Source organism: Agrobacterium sp. S7/73 (assembly GCF_019355535.1).
GTDB classification, from domain to species: Bacteria; Pseudomonadota; Alphaproteobacteria; order Rhizobiales; family Rhizobiaceae; genus Agrobacterium; species Agrobacterium tumefaciens.
This window is the reverse complement of sequence record NZ_CP072138.1, coordinates 104,054-121,204: the sequence shown is the minus strand read 5'-3', so window position 1 is coordinate 121,204 and position 17,151 is coordinate 104,054. Positions and strand designations below refer to the sequence as shown.

Genomic DNA, 17,151 nt, shown 5'->3' with positions numbered 1-17,151 from the left:
ACTTCAGGCCACATTATGAGGCCTGACACACGACCGATAGAATTCCTCGTCCGCAGACAGTCGTTAGAAAATTCTTCTTGCCAAACCGGGGGCATCCACACACGACCCCAATACGCAATTCGTTTCTTAGCGACTGACAACAACATGTATCTCATTGAGACACGCTTAGGCGTTGATTAACGAAAAACTCAATGCAACACAAACATGACAATTTTACTCCTGTTAATTTCTCATTGTTGGTGCAATGATGAAATGCAACGTAAACATGTATTTTTCGTGCTTGTACGGTTGATAGTCAGGAGACGCGCATGAAGCCAAATCTTTCTGAATTTATTGGAAATACCCCCTTGGTTGAGCTGGAACTACCTTTTTCTAGCGACAAGCTTCGTATCTTTGCGAAGCTGGAAATGTTCAACCCAGGTGGAAGCATCAAAGATCGTCCCGCCCTGCATATGGTAAGCCAAGCTATCCAGTCCGGGAAAATCAATCAAAGCGTGCATCTTATCGAGAGCTCGTCTGGCAATCTGGCGATCGCGATGGCGATGATCGCGCAACAGATGAAGCTCAAGTTCACGGCGGTTATTGACCCCAATATCACCAGTACCAATCGAGCCCTGATAGAATCGTATGGAGCGTTCACAGAACTTGTCACGGAGACAGACGAGGAGGGTGGTTATCTTCATACCAGAATTCGGCGCGTTCAGACGTTGCTGCGAGAGGTGCCAAATTCGGTCTGGCTCAACCAGTATGCCAATCCCGATAACCCTGCTGCCCACTACCATGGCGCTGGAGCGGAAATCGTCGGCGAAATGCCTGTCGAACCGACGCATGCCTTCATATGCGTCAGCACCTGCGGTACTATCATGGGCCTTACCCGTCGGCTGCGCGAGGCCTGGCCGAAAATCCGGATCATCGCCGTGGACATTGCAGGTTCCGTCATTTTCGGTCCTTCGCGCGATCGCAGGCGCATTCCAGGGATCGGGGCCAGTCGTGTTCCTGAGCAACTGGAGCTCAGTGAGATAGATGAAGTCGTTCTCGTCAACGATTTCGAATCTGTCGAGGCATGCCGTCTCCTTGTTCGGGAAGAGGGCCTGCTCGCCGGAGGATCTTCGGGTTCGGTTATTGCGGCAATTCAGAAACTGGCTCCGCAGTTACCGAGTAACGCAGTTGTCGTGACCGTCCTGCCGGATCGGGGTGAGCGCTATCTTGACAGTGTCTACAATCCGGATTGGTTGCCCGCACGAGAACGGGTTCATCGCCCCCTTGAATCATCCCACGTCGTCCTGAGACGGGATCCGGTTCTCTTACAAAACGCCTCCTGACCGGCGGCATCTGCGTCCTAAATCTACCAGGAGACCAAAATGAACATGATTGAAACCATCCGGTCACGGGAGGGCGTCAGCGCTCGTCTTCGCTTCCTGTCACGACGGGATATTGCTGCGGTTGGCGGCGACCGCTCGGATCTTTATATGGAAGCCGTCGAAGAAGGCTTCCGCCTCCACGCCAAAGGTGACTACGCTCAACCTTTGAAACCTTATCTCCGCAACCCGAACTCCGGGCACATCGCCGATCGCATCATCGCCATGCCAGCCTGGATTGGCGGCGGAGATCCCATTTCCGGGCTGAAATGGATCGGCTCGAAACACGATAATCCATCTCGGCGCTCCATTGATCGGGCAAGTGCTGTGATTGTGCTAAACGACAATGAAACGCATTTCCCGATTGCCGTCCTGGAAGCGGCCCGCATCAGCGCGCTGCGTACCGCTGCGGTAACCGGGGTCGCTGCCAGGCATCTGGCGCGGCCGAATTTCACCGACGTGACGGTCATCGGTTGCGGACCAATCGGGCGTACGCAAATCCAGATGTTCTGCGAGCAATTCGCGAATGTCAGGCGAATCCATATCTTTGATCGTCAGCCTGAGGCAATGGCCGGATTGACCGAGTGGTTGGCCGAAGCTTTTCCTGTGGTGCAGGCCGTTCCGCATCCCGACGCACGCTCCGCGGTCGAGGCGGCCAACGTCGTCGTCACCGCGACGGTCACCGATCAGCCTTATCTCAGGTTCGAATGGCTTAGACCGGGTACATTTCTTTCCAATATCTCCATCATGGATGTTGAAAAGGAGGTCTTCTTACGCGCGGACAAGGTGGTCGTGGACGACTGGGACCAGTGTAATCGTGAAAAGAAGATCATCAACCAGCTTGTCGAGGAAGGCTCTTTCTCTCGCAAAAAGCTGCATGCCGAAATCGGGGAAATCGTCAGCGGCCACAAACCGGGCAGGGAAAATGATCACGAGATCATCCTTCTCAATCCGATGGGGATGGCGATCGACGATATCGTCTGCGCCCGCGCCATTCTGCGTCGGGCGGAGGTTGCCGATGCAGGGATACTGGTGGATCTATTTTGATGAACTACATAGCCCAGATTCCCAAACACAAAGAGGATCGCAATGCGATCCTCGACGATCTCCTCGATCTGCTCTGGACGGAAGATGTCGCCGGTTTGCGCAGCCACGCTCTTTCATCGCGGCAAGATCGTCATGCCACAGTTGCTATCGGCGGGAAGGAAATCACAATCCGCCTGCAACCCGATCGCTGGCGCGGCGGGTGGCGGCCGCTGAGCATTGAGCATGCGCAGACGTGCAACACCCTCGATCCCTGCGAGTTGCTCTGGCTGGTCCTGAACGCTCTTCCGGAAGTTGGTGTGCCGGTCCTTGACAGGACGATGAGGCAACTCAGCCAAAGTGAGAAGAATGCAGATCTCGTTCAGGCCACAGGTTCGTCCCTTTCAAATGCGGGCAGGCAGGCCGGTGCGCTGGAGAACGATCTCCTATGGGAGCGAATGGCAGCGTGGCGGGATCGCCCCTTCCATCCCCTGGCACATTGCCGCGGTCGCTGGGGAGCCCGAGAGATCGAGGACTATGGCGCCGAATTTGGCAGGTATTTCCCGTTGCGCTGGTGCGCCGTGGAGAAAAGTCATGTTTTTGCGTCGCCGCGTGTTGAGAGGGGTGGGCCTTCCGCCGCCCTTCTGGACGCCACCCAGTTGGCCCTGCTTGGTCTGGAACTGGCCCGTCTGGGAATAGACACGACACACGAAGCCTTACCACTCCATCCTTGGCAAGCCGACCATATCGTTCCGCGAGAATTTTCTGAGGAACTCGCCGATGGACGGATCACCATGCTGGATTTTCAAGGCCCCCTGGTTGCTGCGACGTCGTCGCTGCGGAGCGTCACGATTCCAGGCAAGCCCGGATGCCATCTGAAGCTCCCTCTTGATGTAGAAACCCTGGGTGTTCGCAGGTTGCTGAGCGCCCAGTCCCTTTGCAATGGCCTGAAGGGGGCGGACCTCCTGACCCTGGCGCTGGCAACCCGGCCCGGTCTTGGCCGGGTAGCGCGGCTTGCCGACGAAACGCAGTTCTGGACTTTCTCCGAATTGTCGGGAGATGTCCTGGAACCCAGGACCGCTTATCTTGGCTGTGCGGTCCGCATCTTCCCGATCATCGACGGTGCGAGTCTCATCCCCCTTGCCGCGTTTGCAGTTGCGCCAGCCGGCGGAATTCCTCCCGCTATCGAAGCCGTTCTGCAAGCCCGTCGCGACAATACGCTCGAGGGTTTCGTCATCGAACTCTTCGACCTCCTGACCGGGTTTGCAATTGAAGCGCTCGCCAGCGGCTTCATTCCCGAAATGCACGGGCAAAACGTGCTCGTGGAGATTTCGAACGGACGGCCCTCGGGAGTGATCCTACGCGATCACGATACAGTGCGGTGCCATGCCGCAGGTCTTGCAGAGTGCGGACTTCCGGTTCCCGATTACATCATTAAAGATCCACGCCGTGCAACCATGTTACTATCGCAGCCCGAAGACCTCATTGCATACGGTCAAACCCTGCTGTTCGACGTGGCCTTGCGTGCGATTTGTACGGAGCTGGACCGGACCGGTGCACTCGAACTCTCAAAATCACGCCGCCTGCTGCGCACGAGCGTAGAGCATCATCTCAAGCACATCGAAATGCCGTCCGAGATGCGGGATCGGCTGAGATTTAGCTTGCTCGAGCAGCCTGACTGGCCATTCAAGCAGATACTGACCCCATTGCTCGCGATGACAGAGCTCGGACTTGGCATGCCGAGCCGCCTGGGTCTCGCCGGCAATCCGCTTCGCGATTTCGAGTGAACCGATGATCGCAACCAGATTCAAGCGGGCATCCTGGTGGCTTGTGCTCGCCGTACAGTTTGCGACCGTCGCTGCGCCTCTGGCCGTGCTGCCGTTCCTGTCCCTGCACCTCCAGCGACTATCGGGGGCAGGGACCAAAGATATTGCACTCTGGGCCGCGGCGATCGCGGCCGCCCCCGCGGTCGGTGCAATTTTGTCTACGCCCGTCTGGGCTCACTTCGCCTCCTCCTATCCCCTCGGCAGACTGATGGGTCTGTCATGCCTGCTGAATGCGCTCAGCGCTTTCCTCCAGGCGCAGGCAGGCACTGTGGTGCTTTTTGCGCTAGGCCGCGGCATCCAGGGACTGACCGGGATCGGTGTCCTTCTGCTTCTTGCGGTTGAGCATAACCGTACGACCGGCCGAAAAGGCTATTCGGGTTTGCAGCAGGCATTGGCTGCAGGCTGCATAGCCGGACCCCTCCTGGGAGGATGGGCATTTGAGCATGATGCGCTTCAGGGTCTTTTGATGGGGTTTGGCATATTGCTTGTCGCCCTGAGCATTTTATGCGGACGTGCGTTCCATGATGCAGGACTTGTCGAGGATGACACGCGCTCCCCTGCTCTTAACGGGCGGCTGCCACCAACTGCCAGCCGTACGCTTGTCCTTTCCGGTCTTCTTGCAACCGCCGGCGCTTTCGGCTTCATGCCGTTTTTCGCCGACTGGGCGCTGGAGCGGGAAAGCGCGGTTCTGACGGCAAGCCTGGTCGGTTTGCTTCATGCCGGAAGCTGGGCAGCGGCATTTGTCGTGCTTCCGCTGTGGGGACGCTGGATCGATGCGGGCCGGGAAAGAGCGGTCATGCGCCTGTCCACCGCGGGCTCCCTGGTTGCGCTTCTCTCATTGCTTGCAGGATCGACCATTGTTTCGATCTTCATGTCGCGGATCGCTCACGGAGCCTTCAACGCGGGCCTGGCTCCGTCGCTTTTTTCTTCTCTTGGACGCTCCAGGCATCGCGTCCTCAATCTTGCGGCGGGGCGCACCGCCATTACTCTTGGCCAGGTCATCGGTCCGGCGATCTGCGGGCTCGCCGTATTTGCTGCCGGGAACGACGGCGCATTGCTCGCTGCGGCTCTACTTACTCTTCTCGCATCAATTCTTCTCTACCTACAGCCGGAGGCTAGACGCCATGACGTTGAATGACATGACGATCAGACTTGCAATGCACCGTGAGCGCAACAGGCTTCTCAACACGTGGTTACGGGAGTTTCGGCCCGACCTTCTCCAGACGATCCGCGTCGGGAACGAGGTCGAAATCGCCGCTGGCGATGTGGTGATCACCGCGAAATGCGAGCATTTCTCGCCGGCTGGTTTTCATCGCTTCGGCGAGCGGGTTACCGTCAACGACCAGAGCGGATTGCGAGTGATTGAAGACGCCTCCGAGCTCGCTGCCATTCTTTTGAAGACGCAGCGAGGCGCATCGAGCGAAGACATCGAAGATATCCTTTATCGGATCGGCCGCTCTTCGTTAGCAAGCCGCGAGCATGCGATCTTTCTGTCGACCGCAAAGGCCGGCATCTCTGCGGTCGCACTGGAGCAATCGCTGTGGTTTGGGCATCCGTTTCATCCGCTTGCGAAAAGCGTAGGTGGTTTCACGAAAGCCGACACGGAAAAATATGCGCCTGAGCGCGCAACCCGCTTCCAGCTTCGCTGGCTGCTGGTGAAGCGTCGTCATGTTGCGGAATTCGAGAGTGACCGCCAGCGCCTCGCTCCCATGGATTTACGCCTGCGGGCTGCCTCGGGCCTGTCGGCAAGCGACATGCGCGACGATATCCTCTTTCCATGTCATCCCTGGCAGGCAGCGCGCCTGGAAGGAAACCCGGACTTTGCAGACCGGATACGATCGGGGGAAATCAGGATCACGCAAGCCACGGGCGATGCGGCCGCTCCGACCTCTTCGGTGCGTACTGTTTGGTTTTCGGATCAAAATCTCTTCGTCAAACTGCCAATCGAGGCACGGATTACGAACTTTCCTCGTGTAAATACCGATGAGCAAATCGCTCGCAGCGTGGCAGGCGCACGGGCAATTGCAGCGGTCGGGCCAGCCGTCGCGCGGGCCGGATTAACTGTGCTGGACGAGCCGGTCGGGCGTATTGTGCAGAGCTGCAAGGCAGGTGGTGGTTTCCGGTATCATCCCGAGACGGGATATTTGCTAAGGGACGCTGATTTTGGCAAAGGCCCGTCCCCTCTAGTTGTTGCCGGCCTCCTGGAGGCCAACCCGGCTAACGGCAAGCCAAATCTGGCAGAAGTCAGCGGACATTACCTGCAGGACCGCGAAAGCACTCATCGCTGGCTGACGGCGTATATGCGGATATCGCTCATCCCCTTGCTGCGCCTTTTCAGCGATACCGGCATCGCGCTGGAGGCGCATAGCCAAAACAGTCTTGTGCGCTTCGTGGATGGTTGGCCAGACCATCTCTTCATCCGCGATCTGGAGGGTATCGCGGTCGATCGGAGTGCGTTCGAACGCCGCTTCAGCGGCGAAGACGCTGCGCTTTTGGATCATGCCCTCTTCTATGATCGCAAGACGGTCTGGAGACGGTTCCTCTACTACGTGGTCGTCAACCATTTCTCCCACGTCGTCGCAACGGCAGCCGAGGTTTCCGGCATTGACGAAAGCGATCTATGGGGCAAGGCGAGGCGGGTTCTGGAAGAGGTTTCCGACTTGGCGGCCATCGGCGAACTTCTGGCGAGCAGCCAACTCCCTGCGAAAGCCAACCTGTTGAGTTGCCTCGGTGGATACGCCGATACGCCGAGTTACGTCCCTGTACCCAATCCCTTGCTGACAGGGAAGACCACAGCACCTTCCGATATCCGTCACACTATATTTGAGGAGGCGACCCCATGACGATCCAGTTCCAGGCGAAAACAGCACAAGTCTCCGCCCATGCCTTGCCGGATGCCCTGCATGCTGCGGGGAGCCGGGTTGTGTCGCAGACGCTGAGCGCATTTCTCACCGAAGGCCTCTTGCCGGATGCCGCGATTTTAGTCGCTCCCGCAACCGGCGGGACAGGGGAAGTATCGATACAGGCTTCCGACGGGGTGATCGTCTATCGCGCTCTTGTCAGGAGAACCGTCGCCTATGACCGATGGCTGGTGGAGGACGGCAGTGTCTGGCGGCTGAAATCGCAAGACGGCACCCGCTGCGACGATCCTCTGCTGCTTCTGGATGACCTGTTGCCTCTCGTCGTCGGCGACGCTTCGACCCACGAACGCTTCCGCGACGAAATCCGCAGGACATTTCTCAACCACACCGAAGCGTTGATTGCCAGTCGGCGTCGGGGAGGAGCGCTTGCCTCGCAAAGTTATGACGCAGCGGAGGCCAATCTTACCGATGGCCATCGCTATCATCCCAGCTTCAAATCCCGAACAGGTTTTTCACCCAAGGAAAACAGAAGCTACGGTCCGGAGTTTGCCAACGCTATCAAGCCGGTCTGGCTGGGAGTGCACAGGGACTTTTGCGCCAGCTCGTCCATTGCTGTGCCTGGAAACCAGGACCGACTTTTGCTCGCTTCCGCAGATGCACCCATGCTTGATGAGGATTTTCACATCCTGCCGGTTCATCCATGGCAATGGGAACGGGTGATCGAAGCTGCAACGATTGTCGCACGTGCCACTGGCCAGATCGTCTTTCTTGGAGAAGCACGGCACGACTATCTGGCTCAGCAGTCGATCCGGACCCTTGCCGATCAGACTTTGCCGGGGGCTTCCTCCCTCAAGCTTGCGCTTTCCATTCGCAATACCTCGACGGCGCGGACGCTGGCCGCTCACACCGTCCTTAATGCTCCGATCATCAGCGCCTGGCTGGAAGATGTTTTGCGCGGTGATCCATATCTTGATGCTTCGGGCACGATTCTTCTGCTGGAGCGTATGGGGACGACGGTGACCGCGCCGCTTGTGCTGGACAGGGGCGGAGATCTTCGCGGCGGTATGGCGGCGATCTGGCGGGATCCGGTACATAAATATCTTCGCGTGGAAACCGAAGCGGCATCGCCCTTTTCGATGCTGACCCATCTCGACGTTGACGGTCGCCCCTCCATCAAGCCTTGGATTGACGCCTTTGGCATGGAGAACTGGACACGTGAATTGTTGCGTGTTTCGGCAGTCCCCGTTGTGCATCTGCTGACGGCCCATGGCATCGCCTTGGAGAGCCACCAGCAGAACATGCTCCTGGTTCATCGAAACGGCTGGCCCGTGAGAGTTGCTCTCAAGGACTTCCATGATGGTGTTCGCTTCATACCGGAACGGCTGCGTGCCCGAGCGCCGGCCCTGGTTGCGACGCCAGCCGAACATGCCATGGTCAATCCAAATTCATATGTCGAGGCAAAAGATCCCAGCGACGTGCGTGACTTCATGTTCGATGCGCTCTTCGGGGTCAATCTCGCCGAGCTGGCATTCTTTCTCGAAAGACACTTCGAATTTAACGAACGCGCGTTCTGGCGCATGGCTGCCGGTGTCATCCATGAACACCTTCAAAATAACGAATCGGCAGGCAAAGGTGCAGTTTCGTTTGGCCTGTTTGACGATGAAGTCCTTGTAGAAGATCTGGCGCGACGCCGGCTCGATACCGGACAAGTCCCCCCTCGAAGCGTTCCGAACCCACTGATCCATGCTGGTGCAAGCGGTGAGGACGCGCGATGCTGACCGGGCGAACAAGGTTGCGCAATCTCCTAGATAACGGCAAAGCGGCGGGCGGGTTGTTCCTGTCGGTCCCCGCACCGACCATCGTTGAGGTGGCTGCTGTCGCAGGATTTGATTTCGTCCTCATCGATCTCGAACATACGCTGATCGACGGTCGAGAGCTTGAATTCCTGCTGGCAGCAGCGGACCGATCGGGCATCAGCGCGTTGGTACGCGTTCCGGACGCGCGCTCGGATCGCATCTTGCAGGTTCTTGATGCCGGGGCGGCTGGGATCGTGGTGCCACGATGCTCCAGCGTTGAAGATGCCAGGTCGGCGGTGGCACGAGCACGCTACGCGCCGCTCGGCTCGCGTGGTCTCAATGCGGGCCGTCTGGGCCGGTTTGGAGATTGCGACCTCGTGGAGTTTATCAACAAGCTGGATCGCGAGACCTTGATCATCGCGATGATCGAGGACAGGTCGGGTCTGGACGCCGTGGACGATATCGCGCGGATTGAAGGCATCGACGCAATCCTTCTCGGGGCCGCTGACTATTCTCAATCCATCGGCCTTCCGTGGCAGACAACCGCTCCGGAAGTCATTGACGCCGAGGCAAAGGTGGCTGGCGCAGTGAAAGCCGCAGGCAAGCATTTCTTCGTCATTCCTCGCCGTGACGAGGACGTGGAGCGTCAACTCACCCAAGGCGCGCTGGGTATTGTCGCGGCCAATGATCGCGGAATTTTGCGCCAGGCATTGACGCGGTCCGATCGGAGTTGGCGCAGCAAGTGCCTCTCACAGGCTCAAATTTCCAAGGAGAACGTATCGTGACGTATTTCAACCCTTCGCTTCAGCTTGTCGAGTCGCTGGTCAGGCAGGACCTTCCCGCCTGCGCCTATATCCACGATCTGGACGGGCTGGCGAGGCACGCCCGCGACATCGTGTCGAACCTGCCAGCGCAGAGCGAGTTCTTTTACGCCATCAAGGCGAATAGCGATCCGGCGGTACTTTCGACGCTGGCGCCGATCGTCGCCGGCTTCGAAGTCGCTTCGGCAGGAGAAATCCGCAAAGTGCGGCAAACCGCCGGCCCAAAGGTCCGTATCATCATGGGCGGTCCGGGGCGAACGGAAACTGATTTCATCGCCGCAATCGATCATGGAGTCGAGCGGGTCCATATCGAGAGTCTTCATCTCCTCCATCTGGCGGACATGGTGGCGGCTCGGGCCGGCATAAGGCTTCCAGTTCTGTTGAGAATCAACATGGCCGGCCCCGTTCCGGGCGCCACGATTACGATGGGAGGGCAGCCGACGCAATTCGGCATCGATGAGGCGCAGGTCGATGAGGCGCTTCAGCTCGTCAAGTCATGCCGGCACCTGCGCTTCGATGGCTTCCATCTCCACACCATCTCCAACAATCTGGATGCCGATGCGCATGCCATCTTCTGCAAGGAGGCGTTATTGAGGGCGCGCGATTGGGCCATACGAAATGGGCTTGAGGCGCGCGTCATCAATCTCGGTGGCGGCTGGGGAGTGGACTATGCCAATCTTGACCGAAGATTCGACTTCCGCCACCTCACTGAACAGCTTGCCGGCAGCATCCCTGCCGATAACACCGTGCTGCAGTTCGAATGCGGGCGCATCGTCGTCGCCTATTGCACGGTCTACGTTGCCGAGGTCATAGATGTGAAGACAACTCATGGTGAAACTTTTGCGTTGCTGCGGGGTGGTTCACATCATTTCAGGCTCCCCTCGGCCTGGCAGCATCGCCACCCGCACAAAATTTTCAACGGTCGCGCCTGGCGACGATCATGGCCGCGTCCCACGACCGGGAAAGCAGTTGTGACGTTTACCGGTGAACTGTGCACGCCGAAGGACGTCTTGCTGCGAAATGAAGAGGTTCACGACCTTGGCGTCGGCGATATCGTCTGCTTTCTGGCCGCAGGTGCCTATGGTTGGGACATTTCCCACCATGACTTCCTGAGCAATGCTCATCCGGAAAGGATATTCCTGAACGAGTCTGTCTCCAACGGTGACGAAAGGCTGATTGCATGACCTATTCAGAGTTGCTCCTGGTGCCACCATCGACCCTTTCTCCCCATGAGGAAATCATTCCCGATCGCGTCGCTGAAGTGACCGATCTTCTGATCCGGGATCAAAGCTGGACCAGCCCGATCTGCATTGAGCGCACAAGCCGATGCATCATGGACGGGCACCATCGTCACGCCGCAGCGTTACGTCTCGGACTAGCGCTCGTGCCGGTCGTCACGTTCGACTATGAGAACGTGCGGCTGGGGAGCTGGCGGCCCGACATGTCATTCGAACCCGACGAGATCGTCGAGCGCGCCCGGCGCGGCATTCTGTTTCCGCATAAATCGACGCGCCATGTGTTTCCACCGGTTCGGGTCGTGCCGGTTCCGTTGCATCAGCTTGTCATGCCCGGCGTAGAACGAGCAATATAAAGGGAGCCCCAATGATGGCCGTCATCAAGCCGACGGGTATTTCGACCGGCGCAAACAGGGTCCGTCCGAGACAATCGGCGATGATCATCAATATGGCTCCGATGAGAGCGCTGGCGGCCATCAGGTCGCGATATCGCCCCGGACCGAGGAGGCGAGCCGCATGTGGCGCCATTAACCCAACGAACGATACGGGGCCGAAGACCGCGGCAACCGTGCTGGCGCACAATGCCCCGGCCAGGAGATGGGCCCATTCCGCCGCCCGAAAATTCAGCCCGAGACTTGATGCTTTCGGCCGGCCCAGTGCCATTATGTCCGTAAGCGACAACAGCAGATAGGAAACAGGCACGATACAAATCAGGGCGCCGGCAAGAACCGTCAGGTCAGTTTTGCCAATGCCATAAGTTGATCCGGCGAGCCAGGTCGCGGCCTGACTTGCCTGAAAACCAGCCATGATGACCAAGGCGGTTGAAGCGGAGGCCGCAAATGCCGCCAGCCCAAGACCGATGAGCGCCATCGCCGACGGGGCGAGATTTCGCCGAAGCCCGAGGCTGGCAACAAAAACCGTGGCGGCAAGACCGCCAGCGACTGCTCCTGCCTGAACGCCGGGAAAGCCAAGTTCGGGAAAAAAAAGCAGTACGGCGACAGCGGCAAGGCCGGATGTTTGTGTGATGCCGATCAGTTCCGGACTTGCGAGCGGATTGCGAACGACCCCCTGAAGAAGGAGGCCCGAAAGCCCGAGAAGCGCGCCACCCAATGCCGCGCCGGCAACGCGCAATGTGCGGAGTTCCAGGATGCTATGCAGGTCTGTGGAGGGCACCCCGGCGAGGAAGGTCAGGGCGCTCCACGGCGAGATGAAGCGATTACCGCTGACAAGCCCCGCAATGCCCGCAAGGAGGAGCAGGATGACAAGAAAGGCGGGATGAGATAATCCGCGCAGGGCAGGAGCTGCCTGGTATCTGCTGGAAAATTCCGATGTGGTGCGATTTTCCTGTGCATGGCGCCAGGCCAGCAAGATGAGAACCGGCGCCCCGACGAGCGCGATCGGCACACCGACCGGCAATTCGATTGTGCTGGCCGACAGGTTCAGCACAAGAAGATCGGCCCCGACTGTCAACGCTATCCCGACGATCACGGCTGCAGGCAGCAAAAGGAGGTGTTTGGATATTCCCGCCAGACGTAGCAAGTTGGGCGCCACCAGCCCGACAAATACGACTGGTCCGGCGAGCGTGACGGCGAGCGCGGACAACCAGACGCCGAGAGCAAGCGCTATTCCGCGTATCAGAAGCAGGTTCTGCCCGAGCATTCTCGCGGTATCATCGCCGAGGCTAAGAATATCGAATTGTCTCGCAAGCATTAGCGCCACCAGAAATACCGGACAGAAACCGGCCAGAGCGCTGATTGCTGCCTGCCAATCCGTTTGAATGAGGCTTCCTCCGCCCCAAAGATGAAGGCTCGCGCCAGCCGTTTCATTCAAAAGTGAGATCGCCGCTGCTATCGCTCCTGCCATCAGCGATACCGCCATCCCCGACAAGGCAATCCTGACCGGCCCGGAACTGGCCCCGGAAACTGTCCAGGTGAGCCCGCCTGCCAGAACCCCACCCGCGGTGGCTGCCACGGCGTGTGGGACGAAGAGGGCGAGGGCGGGCACAACAGTAACGAGTGCAACGAACAGCTGTGCACCCGCCGTCACACCAAGAATCCCCGGCGATGCCAGCGGATTGCGTGTGGCTGCTTGAAAGAGCGTTCCGGCTACCGCGAGACACGCGCCGGTCAAAATGGCCGCCAGTGTCCGAGGAAGCCGAAGATAGTGCAGCATCATACTCGCTGGATCATCGGCCGATGCAGATAAAATGCTACGGAGGATAGTCGATATCGACGCTTCGATGCCGACCGAAGCGTGTAGATGTACAAGCGCCAGCGCTATTGACACGCAGGTTGCGATCACAACTGCGGGCGTTACCAATAGCCACTTATTCTTTGAGGAAGCGATCATCCCTGCTTGAGCGTTTCTGCCACTTTCGCGGAAAAGGCCTCGGCCGCCGGAATGCCGCCGAAAGGCCAAACCACGTCGGTCAGGCCAAAAAATCTGCCAGCACGCACAAATGGCATGCTTTGCCAGAGCGGGTTTCTTTCAAGCCTCGTAAGGCTGTTATCCGCACCGATCGCGACACCCAGAAACGTTACATCACCAAGAGCCAGCAACCGCTCTGGACCGACTGTCGTGAAGCCAAAACCTTCCGATGGCCCGTTCCAAGCGTTCTGAAGTCCCAGTCGCTCCAGCAGGCGGACGGGAAGCGAGTTCGAGGTGAAAAGACGAATATTGTTAACCCCGGACGGAAACTGGGCAAATACGATCCGCCGCGACAGGTCAGGGACTGATGCGAGTCGTCCGGCCCCCTTGGCGAGGAAATCGTCAAGACCGCGAACCGCATTGTCTGCGGCATCGCGGCGTCCAACTTTTTCGGCAAGCAACCGTAGTTCGTCAATCATAAGGGAGAGCTGGTCGCCGTTCTCCTTGCCGGTCCGGGTATAGTCGTAAAGGACCGTTTGGGCGATCTTTGAAAGTTGCGGCTGGATGCGCTCGTGTCGAAACTTGACACCCAGGATAAGATCGGGTTTCGCCGCGATGATTGCCTCAAGAGAGGGTTCCTGCCGGCGTCCCATATCCGCCGTTCCGATTGCTGCCAATTCCTGCGCGTCGGATGAAGTCTGCCCAAGATACTCCGCAAGATCGGCGACACCGACGAGAGGCAATCCGAGCGAACGAGTATGATCAGCATAACGCCATTCAAGGGCGACGACACGCGGCAGCGCCATTTCTGCGATCAGTCGCCCGGGGCGGAAGGCCGAGGCACAGGCGGCGCAGGAAAGAGCGGAAATAAATTTGCGTCGATTGAGGGCGATCATGTCGTTTCTCTTGGATGATTGGGAGCCCAGCCACGCGACGGAACGAGGAGCGGCGCTCCGTCGACAGGGTGAGCAAGCCGCAACATGTCGATGCCGAAAACACCACGTATGAACTCGGGCGTCAGGATGCGCTGGGGCGACCCTGTTGCGACACAGCGCCCCTTCGAAAGAACAATGACGTCGTCGCTATAGGCCGCTGCCTCGTTCAGATCGTGCAGAACCCAGCAGACGGTTAACTGCCGTTCAATCTGAAGCTTGCGAACAAGCTCCAGTATCTGAATCTGATAACGAAGATCCAGGTACGTTGTCGGCTCATCGAGCATCAGGATCTGCGTCTCTTGCGCAAGTGCCATGGCAATCAGCGAACGCTGACGCTCGCCTCCCGAAAGCGCTCCTATGGGGCGGCTGGAAAGATCAATGAGATCGGTGACGACGAGAGCCTCCTCAATGACCTCTCTGTCTCGCTTGGTCTCGGGCCGCCATATGGCACGGTGAGGGTGCCTTCCGCAGGCGACAAGATCGCGGACAGATAGCGCTGCGGGCGGCTGCATATCCTGTGGAAGAAACGCCAGCCACCGCGCGAAGTCGCGGCGACTGAAGGACGTAACATCACGACCTGAAAGGGTAATTTGCCCGGTTGTGGGTCGCTCCAGGCGCACCAGAAGTCTCATCAGGGAACTCTTGCCGGAGCCGTTTGGACCGACCAGAGCCGTGATTTTCCCTCCCGGTATCTCGCAGATGACCTCATTGAGAATGGTGCGACCGCCGGCGACGAACGAAAGCCCGGAACCGACCAAAGACGCGCCCGAGGAACATTCGGCTGTGCTGACCTGATAAGATGCGGCTACCATTCAACCTCATATGCGATTTTGAACGTTGTACCCGGCGATTTGATATGGCTCGTGTTGTTCGAATTTCTCAACAGCTGCGCATAGACGTTGTAGTAATCTTCATTGAAGATGTTGTCGATACCGAGACTGAGCTTGCCGCGCTCCAGCTTAAAATCACTTGCAAGGTTGAAAATCGCAAAGTCTTCCACCTTCGCGCCGCCAAATGCCACGCGGTCGTTGAAAGCGTCGTCGCGAGATCCGCTGTAGACGCCGTCGAGGCGCAACGACCACCAATCTGTCGGCATGTACTCGACATAACCTGTAACCTTGATCGGCGGAATGCGGAAACCGTCCAAAGCGATCTCGCGTCCGGTTGCGGTCGTTCGTTCACCATGCGTGTAGGTAAACGTTCCCCCGGCCGACCAATGGTCGTTGAAGCGGTAACTGGCCGCCAGTTCGATGCCCCTGATTTCTTCGGGATCCCGGTCCTGGATGAGAATGAAGTTTTCCGTGCGCAGGGCGCCCAGCTCAGACTTGCTCAGGAAGGCTGCGGCACTCCCGGTGAAATCTCCGACCGACGCCCGAATACCGACTTCGTAGTTGTCGTAGCTGAGGGGATGGATGTTGCTGCCCGTGAGATTGAAACCGCGCGGGGCCTGGCGAAGCTGCAGGCCGATGTCCGAGAGATCGTAGGACTGGGAAAAATCGGCAAACAAACTTATGCCGTCGATGAACTCGTAATTCACGCCGATGTTATAGAGCGCGCTGGAAAAATCGAGGCTGCCGCCTGCAATCGGATCGCCGATGATCGTTGTAAAATTGTCTACGGAGAAATGGGCCCATTGTTGTCGCACACCGCCACGCACCGTGACGCGATCTGTCGGTTTGACCTCAAGCTGGGCAAATAGCGAATACTGGTCGAGATCGAAAGGCGGTGTCCAGAGCGTCGTTCGCGTGCGATTGAAGACAGTTCCCCTGCTAAGGTCAAAAGCCGTACCATCAAAAAGATCGGCTGGGCCGACGGAGCTTTCCAATTGCGCATCCATTCCCCACATCAGATTGACGGGAAGTTCGTCACTGAGAGGAATGGGCGTGTTGAAAACAACGCTTCCGCCGTAAATGTCACTTTCGAAATAGGATTGGATGATCGCCGCGCGATTGCGAATGGCGCGCGCATCGGAAGGATAAAATCGCGATTCCGCTCTGCGGGCGAAGGCCTGGGCATCCAGTGTTCCGCCGAGAATATCCTCGTGTCTGTAGTCTATCGTTCCTTGAATATTGAACAGTCCGCCCTGTTCGTCGAGTGACAGTCCTTTCACGGCGCGAGCAGGAACAGTACCGGGCGGCAAGCCTGCAACGGTTGTGTCGGCCGCATAATCGCTGTCCTGCCTGATTTTCTTGACAATCAGCGAAGCGCCAAGGGTCTGATCATCGAAATGATGGCGTACCCGCCCGAAAAAGCTGCCGGAGACAGTATCGAAAAGATCGCCCTGGCTGGGCTCAGGCGCTATGCGGTCACCCTTGGCGTCGAATAGCCCGCGGTTGAAGTCACCTGATGCCGAAAAAGCAAAGTTGGTGTCCCCCGAGCTTCCTTGCACAGATTGCGAAAAGCGCGCATTCGCCCCCTGACCGCCGAAATTGGTGAGGCTGTTGCCGGTCTCCAGGCGTGATTTAAACCGTGTCTCGCCGCCGCCCTGGAGCGTCGTAATGTAAATGATGCCGCCTGTCGCGCCATTGCCGTAGAGAGCGGAGCCCCCATGGACGACCTCGATCTTCTCGATGGCGGAAACGTCAACATTGAACAGATCGCGGGAGGTGTCACGGTTGAGTTTCTGGGGAACACCATCAATAACGACGAGGGCGCTGCGCCCGCGTAGACCTTGACCGTATGTGGTGAAGGCACCGGTATACAGCGCCAGACCAGGGACTGCTTTTCCCAGAAGATCCGGCAAACTGTGCGACGTCGTGAGGAGTTTTTCGATATCCTCTTTTTCCAGAATCGTGACGTTGCGGGTCAGGCTCTCGGGAGCATTTCCAACACGATCGGCCTTGATCGTAATTGGCGCAAGGACGGTGTCGCCGCCGTTATCTTGTGCGAATGCCGAGAAAGTTGCGCTGCACAAGGCAAGTGTGGATAC

General features: G+C 58.2%; 13 protein-coding genes. 9 read left to right on the top strand and 4 right to left on the bottom strand.

The features are described from left to right. Positions 1-308: 308 nt before the first annotated feature. Genes sbnA through J5276_RS24980 form a run of 9 tightly spaced genes read left to right on the top strand, consistent with a single transcriptional unit; the run spans position 309 to position 11,276 of the window. A complete protein-coding gene (gene sbnA / locus J5276_RS25020) occupies positions 309-1,322 on the top strand; it encodes a 2,3-diaminopropionate biosynthesis protein SbnA (RefSeq protein WP_209160445.1) in 1,014 nt (337 codons plus the stop codon). Positions 1,323-1,361: 39 nt separating this feature from the next. Beyond that, entirely contained in the window at positions 1,362-2,405 is a 1,044-nt protein-coding gene (gene sbnB / locus J5276_RS25015; protein WP_209160443.1) for a 2,3-diaminopropionate biosynthesis protein SbnB, read from the top strand. After that, positions 2,405-4,168, top strand: coding sequence for an IucA/IucC family protein (locus J5276_RS25010; protein ID WP_209160441.1), 1,764 nt, complete (start codon positions 2,405-2,407; stop codon positions 4,166-4,168). The genes sbnB and J5276_RS25010 overlap by 1 nt, the downstream gene beginning before the upstream one ends. 4 nt (positions 4,169-4,172) lie before the next feature. Beyond that, positions 4,173-5,345 (top strand): MFS transporter, encoded by a 1,173-nt coding sequence (locus J5276_RS25005; RefSeq protein WP_209160439.1) that lies wholly within the window; start codon positions 4,173-4,175, stop codon positions 5,343-5,345. Beyond that, the gene (locus tag J5276_RS25000; RefSeq protein ID WP_209160437.1) at positions 5,332-7,050 is read left to right on the top strand and encodes an IucA/IucC family siderophore biosynthesis protein; all 1,719 of its coding nucleotides are present in this window, start codon (positions 5,332-5,334) and stop codon (positions 7,048-7,050) included. Before J5276_RS25005 ends, J5276_RS25000 begins: the two co-directional genes overlap by 14 nt. Further along, positions 7,047-8,846, top strand: a complete 1,800-nt coding sequence (locus J5276_RS24995; protein WP_209160435.1) for an IucA/IucC family siderophore biosynthesis protein — start codon at positions 7,047-7,049, stop codon at positions 8,844-8,846. The genes J5276_RS25000 and J5276_RS24995 overlap by 4 nt, the downstream gene beginning before the upstream one ends. Next, complete coding sequence (locus J5276_RS24990; protein ID WP_209160433.1) at positions 8,840-9,649, top strand: HpcH/HpaI aldolase/citrate lyase family protein; 810 nt, start codon at positions 8,840-8,842, stop codon at positions 9,647-9,649. The genes J5276_RS24995 and J5276_RS24990 overlap by 7 nt, the downstream gene beginning before the upstream one ends. Continuing rightward, positions 9,646-10,869 carry a type III PLP-dependent enzyme gene (locus J5276_RS24985; protein WP_209160431.1) on the top strand — a complete coding sequence of 408 codons (1,224 nt, stop codon included), beginning with the start codon at positions 9,646-9,648 and terminating at the stop codon, positions 10,867-10,869. Before J5276_RS24990 ends, J5276_RS24985 begins: the two co-directional genes overlap by 4 nt. After that, positions 10,866-11,276 (top strand): ParB N-terminal domain-containing protein, encoded by a 411-nt coding sequence (locus J5276_RS24980; RefSeq protein ID WP_209160429.1) that lies wholly within the window; start codon positions 10,866-10,868, stop codon positions 11,274-11,276. The genes J5276_RS24985 and J5276_RS24980 overlap by 4 nt, the downstream gene beginning before the upstream one ends. Here the strand turns inward: J5276_RS24980 and J5276_RS24975 are convergent. The 4 genes from J5276_RS24975 to J5276_RS24960 are packed head-to-tail and all read right to left on the bottom strand — an operon-like array spanning position 11,248 to position 17,136. Then, positions 11,248-13,269 carry an iron ABC transporter permease gene (locus tag J5276_RS24975; protein ID WP_229002283.1) on the bottom strand — a complete coding sequence of 674 codons (2,022 nt, stop codon included), beginning with the start codon at positions 13,267-13,269 and terminating at the stop codon, positions 11,248-11,250. The two genes, J5276_RS24980 and J5276_RS24975, sit on opposite strands and share 29 nt — an antisense overlap. Then, positions 13,266-14,183 carry an iron-siderophore ABC transporter substrate-binding protein gene (locus J5276_RS24970; RefSeq protein ID WP_209160425.1) on the bottom strand — a complete coding sequence of 306 codons (918 nt, stop codon included), beginning with the start codon at positions 14,181-14,183 and terminating at the stop codon, positions 13,266-13,268. Before J5276_RS24970 ends, J5276_RS24975 begins: the two co-directional genes overlap by 4 nt. Then, complete coding sequence (locus J5276_RS24965) at positions 14,180-15,034, bottom strand: ABC transporter ATP-binding protein (RefSeq protein ID WP_209160423.1); 855 nt, start codon at positions 15,032-15,034, stop codon at positions 14,180-14,182. Before J5276_RS24965 ends, J5276_RS24970 begins: the two co-directional genes overlap by 4 nt. Continuing rightward, positions 15,028-17,136 carry a TonB-dependent receptor gene (locus J5276_RS24960; RefSeq protein WP_209160421.1) on the bottom strand — a complete coding sequence of 703 codons (2,109 nt, stop codon included), beginning with the start codon at positions 17,134-17,136 and terminating at the stop codon, positions 15,028-15,030. The genes J5276_RS24965 and J5276_RS24960 overlap by 7 nt, the downstream gene beginning before the upstream one ends. Positions 17,137-17,151: the final 15 nt, after the last annotated feature.

What these genes read in the sequence shown, in the direction of transcription:
- J5276_RS25000 (WP_209160437.1), top strand. Translation starts at nt 5,332, where the DNA reads ATGACGTTGAATGACATGACGATCAGACTTGCAATGCACCGTGAGCGC.
- sbnB (WP_209160443.1), top strand. Translation starts at nt 1,362, where the DNA reads ATGAACATGATTGAAACCATCCGGTCACGGGAGGGCGTCAGCGCTCGT.
- J5276_RS24995 (WP_209160435.1), top strand. Translation starts at nt 7,047, where the DNA reads ATGACGATCCAGTTCCAGGCGAAAACAGCACAAGTCTCCGCCCATGCC.
- J5276_RS25005 (WP_209160439.1), top strand. Translation starts at nt 4,173, where the DNA reads ATGATCGCAACCAGATTCAAGCGGGCATCCTGGTGGCTTGTGCTCGCC.
- sbnA (WP_209160445.1), top strand. Translation starts at nt 309, where the DNA reads ATGAAGCCAAATCTTTCTGAATTTATTGGAAATACCCCCTTGGTTGAG.
- J5276_RS25010 (WP_209160441.1), top strand. Translation starts at nt 2,405, where the DNA reads ATGAACTACATAGCCCAGATTCCCAAACACAAAGAGGATCGCAATGCG.
- J5276_RS24970 (WP_209160425.1), bottom strand. Translation starts at nt 14,183, where the DNA reads ATGATCGCCCTCAATCGACGCAAATTTATTTCCGCTCTTTCCTGCGCC.
- J5276_RS24980 (WP_209160429.1), top strand. Translation starts at nt 10,866, where the DNA reads ATGACCTATTCAGAGTTGCTCCTGGTGCCACCATCGACCCTTTCTCCC.
- J5276_RS24975 (WP_229002283.1), bottom strand. Translation starts at nt 13,269, where the DNA reads ATGATCGCTTCCTCAAAGAATAAGTGGCTATTGGTAACGCCCGCAGTT.
- J5276_RS24965 (WP_209160423.1), bottom strand. Translation starts at nt 15,034, where the DNA reads ATGGTAGCCGCATCTTATCAGGTCAGCACAGCCGAATGTTCCTCGGGC.
- J5276_RS24990 (WP_209160433.1), top strand. Translation starts at nt 8,840, where the DNA reads ATGCTGACCGGGCGAACAAGGTTGCGCAATCTCCTAGATAACGGCAAA.